This window comes from Erythrobacter neustonensis (genome assembly GCF_001663175.1).
GTDB lineage: Bacteria > Pseudomonadota > Alphaproteobacteria > Sphingomonadales > Sphingomonadaceae > Erythrobacter > Erythrobacter neustonensis.
On the sequence record NZ_CP016033.1, the window covers coordinates 2792017 to 2805741 of the forward strand.

Here is a 13725-nt window from a genome sequence, read left to right on the forward strand (position 1 = left end):
TCCCATGACCGACACCACTTCGACCAAGCCGCTTTCCGGTCAGACCGCGCTCGTCACCGGCGCCAGCCGCGGGATCGGCGCCGCCACTGCCAAGGCGCTTGCCGCGGCAGGCGCGCACGTGATTCTCGTCGCGCGCAAGGTAAAGGCACTCGAAGAGGTCGAGGATGCGATCCACGCTGACGGCGGCACATCGACCATCGCTCCGCTCGATCTCACCGAACCCGAAGCGATCAGCCGGCTCGCCAATGCCATCGGCGGGCGCTGGAACAGCATCGACATCATGGTGCTGGCAGCGGCCTACCTCCCCGAACTGACCCCGGCCTCGCAAATGGAGCCCAAGCAGTTCAACCAGGCGCTGCTCACCAATGTCGTCGCAACGCAGGCGCTGATCGCCGGGTTCGATCCGATGCTGCGCCATGCCAAGGCCGGGCGGATCATCGGACTGACCAGCTCGGTCGGCACCGCGCCGCGCCCCTACTGGGGGGCATACAGCGCGACCAAGGCGGCATTCGAGAACCTGCTCGAAACCTACGCCGCAGAGGTTGAGCGCCTGTCGCCGCTGCGGGTGGCGATCATCGATCCGGGTGCGACCCGCACCGAGATGCGCGCGCGCGCCTATCCGGGCGAGGATGCCGAAAAGCTGAAAGGCCCCGAAGTCGTCGCCGACCGGCTGGTCGCGCTGCTGACGCAGGGCTTTGACACGCTCCACCGCGAACGTATCGGCTGATCGCAGGCGCGCCCTGCGCGATCATCCCTACGCAGCCGTTAACTATTGTCCGAAGCCATTGCTTAGCACCGCAGGGTGCATCTTCCCGCCCGGGCCTGACCAGCCCGGTGAGACCGCAGGCTTCGACACAAGGTAACACGGCAATGCCGCAGAGCTCCGATCCCTATCGCACCGCCTCTCAGGAGGACCGTTGCAGTGTCCGCACACGGCTGACGATCCCGGCGACCTTGCGCGCGTCGGGCGGGCGCGCGTTCCAGAGCGTGGTGCAGGATCTGTCGATCTCGGGCTTTTCGGCCTCGTCGATCAACCGCATGCACGAGGGCCAGATGTGCTGGCTGACGCTGCCCGGTCTGGAGTCCTTGCAGGCCGAAGTGATCTGGTGGGACAATTGCATCGTCGGCTGCGCGTTCAACGAATTGCTCAGCCCGATCGTGCACGACAACATCCTGCAGCGTTACAGCAATGTCGGGACGTTCCGGCAGGTGATCTGATTCCGCCGCGCACACAGCAATGTTTCATGTGAAACATCGCTCTTTGCGCAGGCAACACGCCGTCTGAACGGGGCAAGAGGGGGTCTGGAGGGGGTCAGGCAGGCGCCTGACACCGCCCGAACGCCCCTTCCCCCAAGCCTATTCGACGCTCGCGGCAACCTTGCGCGCCAGATCGAGCAGTTGCCCGCGTTCGGGCCCGCCGCTCGCCGTCTTCCAGTTGCCGACATAGGCGAACACCAGCCGCTTGTCGGGGAAGACCGTGATCGCTTGCCCGAAGATCCCTTGCGCGCCGTAGGTGCCCTTCGGATAGGTCCACCACTGGTAGCCATAGCCGAAGCCCGTGTCCCCGAAATCGACCGCGCTGCCCGTGGCTTCGGCAAACCAGCCATCGGGCACCACGCCATTCCCGCCGTCGAGCGCGAACTGGCCCATGCGCGCATAGTCGGCGAGCCGGACCGACAGGCAGCACCCGCCGATATTCCCGCCGCGCGGATCGACCATCCAGAACAGATCGCCCGCAAAGCCTGCCGGATCGACGATCTTGGCCTTGGCATATTCGGCCAGCGGCACGCCGACCGCGTTTTCCACCAGCACCCCGATCAGGTTGGTCTCGCCGGTCTTGTAGACCCACTTCGCGCCCGGTTCGGCCTCGCGCGGGAGCGAGCGCATCTGCGCCACGATCGCATCGCCGCCATGCTCGATCACGAAGCTCTGCGTCTTGGCGACATCGGAATTGGGATCGGTGTAATCCTCGTTCCACTTGACCCCGCTGGTCATCGTCGCAAGCTGGCGCACGGTCACCCCGTCATAGGCGCTGCCCGCAAGCTTGGGGATATATCTGGTCACCGGATCATCCATGCTGATCCGCCCTTCCTTCACCGCCGCGCCCAGCAGCGTCGAGGTGAAGCTCTTGGCGACCGAGAAGCTGGTCCAGCGATCCTGCGGGCCAAGGCCGAGGCCATAGGATTCGTAACGCACCTTGCCGTCCTGCAGCACCATCACGCCCGCGGTGCCTGTATCGGCCATCAGCCGCGAGATTTCCGCCTGAAGTTCGGCCCCGAGCGGTTCGCCCGCCGGAAGGCTGCGCGGATTGGCGGCGGCGGCGACCTCGTGCCCGGCGAACCACTGCTCCATCGCCCGGAACCGCTCGCTGCGCTGCGCATCGGTCCAGAACAACACCTGCAGATCGGCCGGATCGCGCTGCGGCGGCTGGGTCAGACGCGCATCGGGGGTTTCGGGATATTGCGGTGGCTTGGCCAGCGCAGGTGTCTCGCGTGCGGTTTGCGCCTGCGCCAGCGTCGGTCCGCCCAAGCCCAGCACCATTGCCGCGCCCGCCAGCATCGCGTGTCTCAAACCCATCGTGTCACCCTCTCGTGTCTTGTCGCGAGGGGGCATAGGCCGGTGCGGGGACGCCGGGCAAGCCCTCTCCTACCGCGATTTTACCACCTTCAATGCCGCCAGCGCCCGCTCGCGCGCCTCGCGGTGGCCGATGATCTTGCGCGGATAGGCCGATGGCCGCCGACCGAATTCGTCGGGATCATGGATGTGCGGCGCGTCCACACCCTTCAGTTCGGGCACATATTCGCGGATGTAACCCGCGGCATCGAACTTTTCCGACTGGGTCAGCGGGGCCATGATCCGGCTGAACATGTTGCTGTCGACCCCCGTGCCCGCGGTCCACTGCCAGTTGGTCGCGTTGGACGCATAATCGGCATCGCACAAGGTGTCCCAGAACCACTTTTCCCCCTCGCGCCAGTCGATCAGCAGATGCTTGATAAGGAAGCTTGCGGTGATCATCCGCACCCGGTTGTGCATCCACCCGGTCTGCCACAGCTGGCGCATCCCGGCATCGACGATCGGGTATCCGGTGCGGCCCTGCTGCCATGCCTTGAGGTCGCTGGCGGCCTTCGCATCGGTCGCCGGATCGCGCCAGGGCAGCCGGTCGAAATCCTCGCGGTAGTTCCGGCTTGCATAGTCGGGAAACTGGCAAATCGCGTTCTGCGCATAGTCGCGCCAGATCAGCTCGCCTTCAAAGGTCTGCCACCCGGCCGAGCGTTTGTGCTTGAACGCGTACCAGATCTGCACCGGGGTTATTTCGCCGAAATGGAGGTGCGGCGACAGGCGCGAGACCTTGTCGACGCTGGGAAAATTGCGCTTGTCGTCATAGTCGTCGACATCGTCGGCAAAGGCATCGAGCCGCGCGTGGGCGGCATCTTCCCCCACCTCCCAGAATCCGCGCATCCCGCCGGCCCAGTCGGGCTTGGTGGGGAGCAGGTTCCAACCGGCCAGATCGTCGCTTGCAGGCCAGCTTTCGGGCGCTTCGAGCCTTTCGGGCGCAGGCAATTCGTCGCGTGGGGGGAATTCTGCGCGGACGGCACGGCTGAAGGGCGTGTAGATCTTGTATTGCCCGCCGCTGCCGGTGGTGATGCTGCCCGGCGGCATCAGGTAATTGCCGTCGTAGAGTTCGAGCGCGTGGCTTTCGGCGAGCTTCTTTTGCGCCTTTCTCCACCACGGTTCGTAATGGCGGTTGGCGTGGATCGTCGTTGCGCCGGTTTCTTGTGCGAGTTTCGCCAGTTCCGCCACCGCATCGCCGCGCCGCAGGATCAGCTTGCTGCCCTTGGCCTCAAGGCTCTTGGCAAGGCACTCCAGCGAATGATGCAGCCACCAGCGCGAGGCTCCGCCATAGGCGTGATGCCGGGGGCTCTCTTCGTCGAGGACATAGGCCGCGATGACCGGGCCAGCCTTGGCGGCGTGGTAAAGCGCAGGATTATCGGCAAGGCGAAGGTCTCTCCGCAGCCATACGAGTTGGGTTTGGGGCATTTGATACTCTAATTGATCCAAACCCACCCAACGCCGTCATCCTGAACTTGTTTCAGGATCCATTCCTCTTGTCGCAATGTCGGCTCGGTGGGGCACAATGGATGCTGAAACGAGTTCAGCATGACGGACTATGGCAAAGGCTTACACCGCACATCCGGCAGCGCGACCGAGAATCGGTCCCGCGCGCGCGGATCGTAAAAGCGGGCGTCGTAGAGGATCACCGAACCATCCGCCGCCCGCGTCGCAAATGGCGCGCGCGACCAGAACAGGAAGGCATCAAGCTGGGAATTGGTGCGTCGGGCGGCAGCGAGATTGGGCAGTTTGCACTGGGTCTCCGCGGAATTGGCGTACCCATGTCCAATTGCCGCTCCTTCCCAATCGCTTGAGATCCATCGCCCGTCGTAGGTCCGGGCAATCTGTTCGCGGCGCCAGAATGCCAGCGGGACAGGCGCTGCGATATGGGCTTGCGGATAGGGTTCGGTCGTCATGCCCCGGGTCTGGTAGTTGAACCAGGTGACGGCGCCGTTCATCCCGACATAGGCCAGCGCCGCTGCCAGCCCGACTTGACCCGCGCGTGCCCAATTGCCCCTCGCCTTCTCCCGACGCCGCGACACCCAGATGCTCGCGATCAGCACCGCCCACAGCCACGGGTCGATGATGAAGAGCGTGTCGCCGTAGAACCATTGCGAGGAGAAGGGCTCCAGCAGCCGGATGCCGTAGACGTTGAGCCAGTCGAAGAAGGGATGGCTGAGGCACCCGATGAAGGCCATCGCGTAGAGCCACCCGAAGCGCACCGGTAGCCGCCCCTCGGGCCGGGCGCCGCGCTTCGTTTGCCACCGGTCCCAGCCCCACAATATCCCCGCCAGAATCAACGGGAGCAGCACCAGCGCGGGCGGGCCGTGGGTGATGCCGCGGCGGAAGGCGAGATGTTCGGTGCCCTCCAGCCAGAAGAAACACCCCGCGTCCACGTCCGGCAGGTTCGCGCCGATGATCAGCGCGGGCATGGCAAGCCCCGTGGTGCGCTTCAGCCCCGCCTGCCCCATGACCGCGCCGACGAGGCTATGTGTCAGATTGTCCATGGAAAGGATGGCTAGCGCGCCGTCGCCAATCTAGCGAGTGGAAATCCGCGGGCGCAGCGCCTATCGCTTGCGCCGAAGACACGGGAGAGAACCACGATGACCGACGCGCCTTTCATCCGGCCCGACATGAAGGCCTTCCTCGACATGATGGCGCAGGTGAACGGCCCGAAGCTTGCCGACATGACGCTGGCCGAGGCGCGGCAATCCTATGTCGCGATGCACGGGATCGCCGACCGCCCGGCGCGGCAGCTTCCGGTGATCCGTGATCTGGCCTGCCCCGGCCCGGCGGGCGATATTCCGCTGCGCCTCTATGACGCGCGCGAAAGCCGCAGCGAGGCCTCTCCCGTGATCGTGTTCTTCCACGGCGGCGGCTTCGTGATCGGCGATCTCGACACGCACCACGCGCTGTGCAGCGAAATCGCCGCGCTCGCCGATCTTCCGGTGGTCGCGGTGCATTATGCGCTCGCGCCCGAAGCGCCCTTCCCCGCCGCGATCCTCGATTGCGAGGCGGCGGCGCGCTGGGTCGCCTCGAGCCCGGCCGAACTGGGCCTCATCGCGAGCGGGATCATCACCATCGGCGACAGCGCGGGCGGCAATGCAACCGTGGTCGTAAGCCAGATGCTCGGGGCGAACCCGGCGGATGTTCCGGTGGTGCTGCAGGTGCCGATCTTCCCGCTGGTGGCCGACGCGATCGGTTCGGACAGCATGGCGGCATTCAGCGACGGCTTCCTGCTCACCGCCGACACGATGGGCTTTTTCGATGCCGCCTACGCCGCCGACCGCAGCGATCCGCGCGGCTTCCCGATCCTGTCGGACCACGCCAGCGCCCCGCCCACGATCGTCGTTACCGCCAGTCTCGATCCGATCCGCGATTCGGGCCGCGCCTATGCACGCGCGCTGGTCGATGCGGGGCGCGACTGCGTGTTCCTCGAAATGCGCGGCGTCACGCATTCCTTCACCAATCTGCGTGCAGCAGTGCCGAGCGCCCAACGCGATCTTGAACGCATCATCGCCGCGATGCGCTTCATGCTGGAGAACCCCGCGTGAGCTTCGACCACCTTCCCTATCGCCCCTGCGCGGGCTTCATGCTGGTCAATGCCGAGGGCCGCGTCTTCGTCGGCCAGCGGATCGACCCTTCGGCGCACGGCTACTGGCAGATGCCGCAAGGCGGGATCGACAAGGGCGAAGACGTGCGCGAAGCTGCCTTGCGCGAGCTTGAGGAGGAGGTCGGTGTGCCCGCGGACAAGGTCGAGGTGATCGCGCAGACATCGCGCCCGATCTGCTACGATCTGCCCCCCGAACTCGTCGGCAAAGTGTGGAAGGGCAAGTATCGCGGGCAGGAACAGCACTGGTTCCTGGGCCGCTTTCTGGGCGAGGATGCCGATATCGACCTCAACGCGCATGATCCGGCCGAATTCAACGAATGGCGCTGGATCGCACCCGATCAGCTGCCCGAGCTGATCATCCCGTTCAAGCGTGCGGTTTACGAGGAAGTGCTGGCCGAGTTTCGCGACCTGATCTGACGCCCCCCGCGGTCAGTTCGCAGCCGGCCCCGTATCGTTCTTGCTTTCGACCGCCAGCCTTGGCGGCACGCCGCGCGCGATCGCGGCTTCGAGCGCGGCTGTCTCGCGGCAGCCATCGCCGCACAGCGATTTCAGCTTGGCAAGGTTGCCCTTGGCCTTTTCCAGCGCGCCCTTTTCGACCAGCGCCGCGCCTTCACCCGCGATCGCGGCATAGCTGCCCGGATCGCGCGCCAGCGCCTGCCGGTAGTAACCGATCGCCTTGCCCGGCAGGCCCTGCAGCCGCGCAGCTTCGGCCAGATCGACGAAGATCGGCGTATAGGCCGGGTCGACCGCCAGTGCGGCTTCGAAGGCATCGGTCGCGCCCTGCGCTTCGCCCGAGGCGAGCAGCGCCTGACCTTGCGCGATCAATGCCGCCGCGCGCGGATCGGGCGTTCCCGCGCCGCCTGCCAGCGAGATGCTCGCGCTCATCATCAGACAAAGCGACAAGGCGGCGGCAGGGGCTGCAAAACGCATCAGAAGCTCCTTCAATGCTTGCGACCGGGAACCGGAAAGCTGGACCATATCCAGCGATGCTATCACGGCGCGCGAAGGCACGCGATGAAAAATCCATCGGTCCCGTCGCGCAGCGGTTCGAGCCGCACACCGCCGCCGCGCGGCGCGCCGACCGGGAGCGACAGTTCGATCACGCTCCAGTCCGGATGGCGCGTCAGGAAGGCGGCAACGCGGTCCGGCCCCTCGGCATCGAGCACCGAGCACGTGACGAAGGCCATCGTCCCGCCGGGGCGCACCAGATGCGCGCCCAGATCGAGCACGTGGTCCTGCAGCCTGTTCAACCGCGCAAGTTCCGCCGGGTCGAGCCGCCAGCGCGCCTCGGGGCTGCGGCGCCATGTGCCGCTGCCAGAGCACGGCGCATCGACCAGCACATGATCGGCCTTGCGCACCCAGTGGTTGAGAGCGCGCATCTCATTGCCCGGATCGAGCAGCACGATGTGATCGACCGCCGCGCCCGCCCGCGCGGCGCGCGGCGCAAGATTGCCCAGCCGGCGCTTGTCGGTATCGGCGGCAACGAGGCTTGCCGCATTGCCCAGCCGTGCGGCCAGCGCCAGCGTCTTGCCGCCCGCACCCGCGCACAGATCGACGATCGTATCGCCGGGTTTCACCGGCAGCGCCTCGACGATCAGCTGGCTGCCGAGATCCTGAATTTCGATCAACCCGTCGAGGTAGGCAGGCCATTGTTCGACCTGCACGCCCGAGGGATAGCGCAGCCCCTGCGCGCTGGTCAGCGGCTCACCCGCTTCGGGCAGTTCAATGCTTTCGCGGTCGGCTTTGAGCGCATTGACCCGGATGTCGAGCGGCGCACGGTCGAGCAGCGCGGCAATCTCGCGCCCGCCAAGATCGGACGCACGCAAGGCTGCGGCGAGCCACTTGGGGGCAAGCCCGGTGCTGGCAACCTTCTCGCCTTCGCCGCGCGCGGCAGGGCCGTGGGGCGAGCCGTCGAACAAAGCGGCGATGCTTTCGTCCTGCGCGGCGACAGCCAGCATCGCGGCGCGGCCATTGGCGGGCACGGGCCCGCACAACCGGATCGCGCGGTAGATCAGATCGCGCACCGCGCGCCGGTCCTTGGAGCCGGCATAGCGGCGGGTGCGGAAATATTCGGCGATGATCCGGTCAGCGGGCGCGCCCTTGGCCCGGGCTGACGCGATAACGGTATCGAGCAGCTCGATCGCCGCCTGGACTCTTGCGGCGGGGGTCATGGTGTTTCCTCAGCGGGTGGGATAATTGGGCGCTTCGCGGGTGATCGCGACGTCGTGGACATGGCTTTCGGAAAGCCCGGCATTGGTGATCCGCACGAACTGCGCGCGTTGCTGCAATTCGGGGATGGTGTTCGATCCGGTGTAACCCATCGCAGCCTTGATCCCGCCGACAAGCTGGTGGACGACATTGGCTGCCGGGCCCTTGAACGGCACCTGGCCTTCGATGCCTTCGGGCACCAGCTTCATGGCGGAAACGTCCTGCTGGAAGTAGCGGTCGGCGCTGCCGCGCGCCATCGCGCCGACAGAGCCCATCCCGCGGTAGGCCTTGTAGGAGCGGCCCTGATAGAGGAACACCTCGCCCGGGCTTTCGGCGGTGCCGGCCAGCATCGATCCGACCATGATGCTCGATGCGCCGGCGGCCAGCGCCTTGGCCGCATCGCCCGAAGTGCGCAGCCCGCCATCGGCGATCACCGGCACGCCCGACTTGGCGGCTTCGGCAGCGCTTTCCATGATCGCGGTCAGCTGCGGCACGCCCACGCCCGCAACCACGCGGGTGGTGCAGATCGACCCCGGCCCGATCCCGACCTTGACCGCATCGGCGCCCGCATCGACCAGCGCGCGGGTCGCCTCTGCCGTGGCGACATTGCCCGCGATCACCTGCACCGTGTTCGACAGACGCTTGACCCGTTCGACCGCGCGCGCGACTTCGACGTTGTGGCCGTGCGCTGTGTCGATCACGATCACGTCGACTTCGGCATCGACCAGCGCTTCGGTGCGGGCAAAGCCGGCATCGCCCACGGTGGTCGCCGCTGCAACGCGCAGGCGTCCGGTCGCGTCCTTGGTGGCGTGGGGGTAATTGACCGCCTTTTCGATGTCCTTGACCGTGATCAGGCCGATGCAGTGGAAGGCATCGTCGACCACCAGCAGCTTCTCGATCCGGCGCGCGTGCAGCAGACGGCGCGCGTCTTCCTGGCTCGTGCCCAGCGGCACGGTGGCGAGGTTCTCGGTCGTCATCAGCTCGCGCACGGGCTGCTGCGCGTTCTCGGCAAAGCGCACGTCGCGGTTGGTGAGGATGCCGACCAGCTTGCCCGCCGCGTCGACCACCGGGATACCGCTGATCCGGTGCGCCTGCATCAGGGCCTGCGCATCGCCCAGCGTCGCATCGGGGTGGATCGTGATCGGGTTGACCACCATCCCGCTTTCATAGCGCTTGACCGCGCGCACCGCGGCGCACTGCGCCTCGACATCGAGATTGCGGTGGAGCACGCCGATCCCGCCAAGCTGCGCCATCGCGATCGCCATGTCGGCTTCGGTCACGGTGTCCATCGCCGAGGACAAGACCGGGATATTGAGCGCGATCTCGCGCGTCAGCCGGGTCGAGGTGTCCGCCATGCTCGGCAGCACGCTCGATTCCGCCGGGCGGAGCAGAACGTCATCGAAGGTCAGACCGAGCGGGATATCCATGAGCGCCACTTTCGCGAGAGTATAGGGAGGCATCTCCTCTGGCGGGAGATTCGTGGCGGCCCATGTAACCGCGGATTGCCTTTTGCGCTAGGGGCGGGTCTTGGGGCCCGAACGATCGGTCGCAGGATAGCGTGCAGGATCGGCAATGCGGCGGATCAGCGCCTCGTGCAGAAGCGTGTCTTCGATCGCGCCGCCAAGTTCGACCGCGTCGGCCTCGTCGCCCGGCTGATGGTAGCGCGCGGCGATGAACGGGTCGAGCACCGCGCGGCTGCCATAGGTGCCCGACACCAGCACCGTCGGCACGCCCGCCTGCACCAGCGCCCAGCCATCCTGCCGCTGCACGAAGCTGTCGGCCAGCGCCTGGTCGCCGACCGCGCGCCCGCTCGCAGCGATCGCATCGAGCACCGCGGCATCGAGCGCAGCATCGAACCCGCGCCCGATGAAGCCCACCGGGCTGCCTTTGGGAGCGACCGCCATCATGTCGAGATTGAAGGCGGCGACAATGCTGCCGAGCGGCAGCGGCGGGTCCTTGACGAAGGCGCGGGTGCCGAGCAGCCCCGGTTCCTCCGCAGTGGTCGCCAGGAAATAGATGTCACGCGCCAGCGGCGGGCCCTGTTTCAGCCGCCGCGCCAGTTCGAGCATCATCGCCACCCCGCTGGCATTGTCCGCCGCGCCGTTGCAGATGTGATCGCTCGCCTCTGCTGCGCCGCATTCGCCAAGGTGGTCCCAATGCGCCAGCACCAGCACCGCGCCCATGCCCGGCGCGGTGCCGGGGATCATTCCGAGAATGTTCTGGCTGGGATATTCGCGGCGGTCCGAGGTCGCCTCGATGCTGATCGCAAGGTTGAGCTCGTAAGGGGGCAAGGTGCCCGCCTCGGCCTCGCGCTTCAATCCTTCCCAGCGGCGCGCACCGATCATGTCGGCCAGCACCGAATCGGTGACGTAAGCCGCCAGCGTATCGCTTTCCTCGTTCGCGAGTTGCACATGCGCGCGCTCTTGCAAGGCGCGAACACGGGTGAGGCTTTCGCGGTCCGGCAGCACGGTGACAACGGCAGTCGCCCGCTGGCGGAACAAGGCGTCGCGCCGGTCGGCATCGCGGCCCGGATCGGCAAGCATCACCGCCACCGCCCCCGCCAGCGCCTCGCCCAGCACCGATCCGTCGCCATAGCCGACGAACACCACGGGAACCCCCGTCCCCGGCCCGCCGAACGCGAGCGCGCGGCGGCGCAGCGTGTATGCCGCTGCATCGGTTGCGGGAATAACCACGCGGCGCTTGCCCTGCGTCAGGACCAATTGCGCGGTCTGCGGCTCGGTGGCGAGCAGATCGACCGGCAGGCGCCAGTAGGAGCCGGGGTCGTTGGTGCCCGACACCAGCCCCACCTCCTCCATCCGCTTTTCGATATAGGTATAGGCCGCGCGTCCGCCGGGGGTGCCGGGCTTGCGGCCGCGCATGTCGTCGGCGGCCAGCACCGCGATATCAGAGGACAGACGCAGGCCGATCTCGTCGCGGTCGACCTGGGGCGCGCGCGCGGCGGGCGCGGGCGCGCAGCCGGTCAGCACCAGTCCCGCCGCCGCCAGCCCCAGCAATTGGCGCATCAAGGCGATCATTCGGCGGTCCAGCCCCCGTCGATCGCGTAATTCGCGCCGGTGATCCCGCGCGCTGCATCGCTGCACAGGAACACCGCCATCGCCGCCACGTCTTCGGGCGTGATGAACTGCTTGGTCGGCTGCTTGGCGAGCAGGATGTCGTTCATCACCTGTTCGCGCGTCATGCCGCGCGCGGCCATGGTGTCGGGGATCTGGTTTTCCACCAGCGGCGTCCAGACATATCCCGGAGAGATGCAGTTGACGGTGATCCCGTGGGTCGCCAGTTCCAGCGCGATCGTCTTGGTAAAACCGGCCAGCCCGTGCTTTGCGGCGACATAGGCGCTCTTGAACGGCGAGGCGACCTGCGAATGCGCGCTTGCGGTGTTGATGATCCGCCCCCAGCCCTTCGCCTTCATCCCCGGCACCGCGGCGCGCGTGGTGTGGAACGCTGCGGACAGATTGAGCGCGAGAATCGCGTCCCATTTTTCGGCCGGAAATTCCTCGACCGGGGCGACATGCTGCATCCCGGCATTGTTGACGAGAATATCGACCGGGCCGACCGCGTCCATCATCGCCGCAATCGCGCCGGTATCCAACAGGTTGGCGCCGTTATAGGTCGCGCCAAGTTCCTCGCACAGCGTGGCAATCTGTCCCTGATCCCCCAGCCCGTTGATGATCACCTCGGCCCCTTCCGCCGCCAGCGCGCGCGCGATGGCGAGGCCGATCCCCGAAGTCGATCCGGTGATGAGAGCACGCCGGTTCTTGAGCATTCACCGTAACTCCTGCACGTTTGGCCTGATGCAGTCGCTTTTGCCGTGCCATTGTCGGCTGTCCAGCACTTTGCGTCGCGCAACGGGATGAACGGAGAAAATGGGATGCGTCTGGGGCCTTTCGATACGTCGGAAATCAATGTCCGTTCAAGCGGGGGCGGCGGGATCGGCGCCGGCGGGCTTGGCTGCGGGACGCTGGTGATCGCGCTTCTGGGCGCGGTGTTCTTCGGGCTCGACCCGATGCAGACGATCGGGATGGTCGAAGGCGTGCAGCAGCAGACCGGCAGCGGCGACCGCGGCGACGATCTGACCGAGGAACAAGTGTGCTCAAGCGGCGAATATGCGCAGGAGTCATGCGCCGCGCTCGCCAGCCTCAACCGCACGTGGCGCGCGACCTTTGCCGAGGTCGGCCTGCCCTTCGAAGAACCCGCGCTCGATCTCTACCGCAATGGCCGTGTCACCACCGACGGCTGCGGCAGCGCGACCTCGGCGGCGGGCCCGTTCTACTGCCCGGCGGACAAGGGCATCTATATCGACACCGGCTTCTATGACGAACTGGCCCGCATGTCGGGCACCGGCGGCGATTTTGCGCGGCTCTACGTGATCTCGCATGAATACGGCCACCACATCCAGAACATCACCGGTCTGGCGAGCCAAGTGCGCAGCGCGCAGCAACGCAACCCGCGCGCCGCAAACCAGCTTCAGGTGGCGATGGAATTGCAGGCCGATTGCTATGCCGGGATGTGGGCGGGCAAGAACCGGAACCTTATCGAGCCCGGCGATCTTGAGGAAGGATTGCAGGCGGCAAGTTCGATCGGCGACGATACCTTGCAGCGCAATGCCGGCCAGTCGGTCAATCCCGAAGGCTTCACCCACGGCAGCAGCGCGCAGCGGATGGCGGCGCTGAAGCTGGGGCTGGAGAGCAGGGACAACAACGCCTGCGACGTATTCTTCCAAGGAGCTTGAACGTGAAATCTTTGTCCCTTCGCCCCGCATTGCGCGCCCTGCCGCTGGCCGGTCTGGTTGCCATCGCCGGCGCGCTTGCCGCCCCTGCCAGCGCGCAGGTCGTGCCCGAACCCGATGTCAAGGAGGTCGCACGAACCCCGCTGCGCGATCTCAACATCGACCGGCGCGACATTCCCGCGGTGCTCAAGACCGCGGCGCTCGATCCCTATACCACCGCGGGGATGACCAAGTGCGATGCGCTGGTCAGCGCGATCGCGGAGCTCGATACGGTGCTGGGCGGCGATTATGACATCGCCACCGACGACGGCAACGACCGCTTCAGCGAAGGCCGGATCGCGCAGCGCATGGTGGGTTCGCTGATGCCGTTCCGCGGGATCGTGCGGGAAGTGACCGGCGCGGCCAGCAACGACCGCGCGCTGCAGGCGGCCTACACCGCGGGCATGGTGCGCCGCGCGTTTCTGAAAGGTTGGGGCCTGGGCCGCGGCTGCGCCTACCCGGCGCGCCCCAAGGTGGCAGACGCCGGCACGCCGCGCTGATCGGACAG

The 13725-nt window shown here is 66.7% G+C and carries 14 protein-coding genes; 6 read left to right on the forward strand and 8 right to left on the reverse strand.

Features of this window, described 5'->3' with window-relative positions:
* Positions 1 to 4: 4 nt before the first annotated feature.
* On the forward strand, positions 5 to 727 hold the full coding sequence (locus A9D12_RS12960) for an SDR family NAD(P)-dependent oxidoreductase (RefSeq protein ID WP_068352493.1): 723 nt from the start codon (positions 5 to 7) through the stop codon (positions 725 to 727).
* A 143-nt stretch (positions 728 to 870) separates the two neighbouring features.
* Positions 871 to 1218 carry a PilZ domain-containing protein gene (locus A9D12_RS12965; RefSeq protein WP_068352496.1) on the forward strand — a complete coding sequence of 116 codons (348 nt, stop codon included), beginning with the start codon at positions 871 to 873 and terminating at the stop codon, positions 1216 to 1218.
* Between the two features lie 138 nt (positions 1219 to 1356).
* Here A9D12_RS12965 and A9D12_RS12970 read toward each other — a convergent pair whose 3' ends face one another.
* The 3 genes from A9D12_RS12970 to A9D12_RS12980 all read right to left on the reverse strand — a co-directional run bounded on the left by A9D12_RS12970 (position 1357) and on the right by A9D12_RS12980 (position 5117).
* Positions 1357 to 2577, reverse strand: coding sequence for a serine hydrolase domain-containing protein (locus A9D12_RS12970; protein WP_068352498.1), 1221 nt, complete (start codon positions 2575 to 2577; stop codon positions 1357 to 1359).
* A 69-nt stretch (positions 2578 to 2646) separates the two neighbouring features.
* Positions 2647 to 4038, reverse strand: coding sequence for a cryptochrome/photolyase family protein (locus A9D12_RS12975; protein WP_068352500.1), 1392 nt, complete (start codon positions 4036 to 4038; stop codon positions 2647 to 2649).
* Positions 4039 to 4166: 128 nt separating this feature from the next.
* Complete coding sequence (locus tag A9D12_RS12980; RefSeq protein WP_068352503.1) at positions 4167 to 5117, reverse strand: metal-dependent hydrolase; 951 nt, start codon at positions 5115 to 5117, stop codon at positions 4167 to 4169.
* A 96-nt stretch (positions 5118 to 5213) separates the two neighbouring features.
* On the opposite strand from A9D12_RS12980, the gene A9D12_RS12985 reads away from it, so the two are divergent.
* Together A9D12_RS12985 and A9D12_RS12990 are read left to right on the forward strand one after the other, a co-directional pair.
* Positions 5214 to 6164: an alpha/beta hydrolase gene (locus A9D12_RS12985; RefSeq protein WP_068352505.1), complete on the forward strand. Its 951-nt coding sequence runs from the start codon at positions 5214 to 5216 to the stop codon at positions 6162 to 6164.
* 38 nt (positions 6165 to 6202) lie between these two features.
* Positions 6203 to 6640: an RNA pyrophosphohydrolase gene (locus tag A9D12_RS12990; protein ID WP_082925657.1), complete on the forward strand. Its 438-nt coding sequence runs from the start codon at positions 6203 to 6205 to the stop codon at positions 6638 to 6640.
* 12 nt (positions 6641 to 6652) lie between these two features.
* Here A9D12_RS12990 and A9D12_RS12995 read toward each other — a convergent pair whose 3' ends face one another.
* From A9D12_RS12995 to A9D12_RS13015, 5 genes are all read right to left on the reverse strand, one after another.
* Positions 6653 to 7153 carry a tetratricopeptide repeat protein gene (locus A9D12_RS12995; RefSeq protein WP_197489826.1) on the reverse strand — a complete coding sequence of 167 codons (501 nt, stop codon included), beginning with the start codon at positions 7151 to 7153 and terminating at the stop codon, positions 6653 to 6655.
* Positions 7154 to 7215: 62 nt separating this feature from the next.
* Positions 7216 to 8394, reverse strand: coding sequence for an RsmB/NOP family class I SAM-dependent RNA methyltransferase (locus A9D12_RS13000; protein ID WP_068352508.1), 1179 nt, complete (start codon positions 8392 to 8394; stop codon positions 7216 to 7218).
* A gap of 9 nt (positions 8395 to 8403) precedes the next feature.
* Positions 8404 to 9858 carry an IMP dehydrogenase gene (gene guaB, locus A9D12_RS13005; RefSeq protein WP_068352509.1) on the reverse strand — a complete coding sequence of 485 codons (1455 nt, stop codon included), beginning with the start codon at positions 9856 to 9858 and terminating at the stop codon, positions 8404 to 8406.
* An 87-nt stretch (positions 9859 to 9945) separates the two neighbouring features.
* The gene (locus A9D12_RS13010; protein ID WP_068352511.1) at positions 9946 to 11466 is read right to left on the reverse strand and encodes a M20/M25/M40 family metallo-hydrolase; all 1521 of its coding nucleotides are present in this window, start codon (positions 11464 to 11466) and stop codon (positions 9946 to 9948) included.
* Positions 11463 to 12215: a 3-hydroxybutyrate dehydrogenase gene (locus A9D12_RS13015; protein WP_068352512.1), complete on the reverse strand. Its 753-nt coding sequence runs from the start codon at positions 12213 to 12215 to the stop codon at positions 11463 to 11465. Before A9D12_RS13015 ends, A9D12_RS13010 begins: the two co-directional genes overlap by 4 nt.
* A gap of 105 nt (positions 12216 to 12320) precedes the next feature.
* Here A9D12_RS13015 and ypfJ point away from each other — a divergent pair, with 105 nt between their 5' ends.
* Positions 12321 to 13181, forward strand: coding sequence for a KPN_02809 family neutral zinc metallopeptidase (gene ypfJ / locus A9D12_RS13020; RefSeq protein WP_068352513.1), 861 nt, complete (start codon positions 12321 to 12323; stop codon positions 13179 to 13181).
* Positions 13182 to 13183: 2 nt separating this feature from the next.
* Positions 13184 to 13717: a hypothetical protein gene (locus A9D12_RS13025; protein WP_231889630.1), complete on the forward strand. Its 534-nt coding sequence runs from the start codon at positions 13184 to 13186 to the stop codon at positions 13715 to 13717.
* The last annotated feature ends 8 nt before the right edge of the window (positions 13718 to 13725 follow it).

Coding starts and splice junctions, on each gene's coding strand:
- A9D12_RS12960 (WP_068352493.1), top strand. CDS start 5: ATGACCGACACCACTTCGACCAAGCCGCTTTCCGGTCAGACCGCGCTC.
- A9D12_RS12965 (WP_068352496.1), top strand. CDS start 871: ATGCCGCAGAGCTCCGATCCCTATCGCACCGCCTCTCAGGAGGACCGT.
- A9D12_RS12970 (WP_068352498.1), bottom strand. CDS start 2,577: ATGGGTTTGAGACACGCGATGCTGGCGGGCGCGGCAATGGTGCTGGGC.
- A9D12_RS12975 (WP_068352500.1), bottom strand. CDS start 4,038: ATGCCCCAAACCCAACTCGTATGGCTGCGGAGAGACCTTCGCCTTGCC.
- A9D12_RS12980 (WP_068352503.1), bottom strand. CDS start 5,117: ATGGACAATCTGACACATAGCCTCGTCGGCGCGGTCATGGGGCAGGCG.
- A9D12_RS12985 (WP_068352505.1), top strand. CDS start 5,214: ATGACCGACGCGCCTTTCATCCGGCCCGACATGAAGGCCTTCCTCGAC.
- A9D12_RS12990 (WP_082925657.1), top strand. CDS start 6,203: ATGCTGGTCAATGCCGAGGGCCGCGTCTTCGTCGGCCAGCGGATCGAC.
- A9D12_RS12995 (WP_197489826.1), bottom strand. CDS start 7,153: ATGCGTTTTGCAGCCCCTGCCGCCGCCTTGTCGCTTTGTCTGATGATG.
- A9D12_RS13000 (WP_068352508.1), bottom strand. CDS start 8,394: ATGACCCCCGCCGCAAGAGTCCAGGCGGCGATCGAGCTGCTCGATACC.
- guaB (WP_068352509.1), bottom strand. CDS start 9,858: ATGGATATCCCGCTCGGTCTGACCTTCGATGACGTTCTGCTCCGCCCG.
- A9D12_RS13010 (WP_068352511.1), bottom strand. CDS start 11,466: ATGATCGCCTTGATGCGCCAATTGCTGGGGCTGGCGGCGGCGGGACTG.
- A9D12_RS13015 (WP_068352512.1), bottom strand. CDS start 12,215: ATGCTCAAGAACCGGCGTGCTCTCATCACCGGATCGACTTCGGGGATC.
- ypfJ (WP_068352513.1), top strand. CDS start 12,321: ATGCGTCTGGGGCCTTTCGATACGTCGGAAATCAATGTCCGTTCAAGC.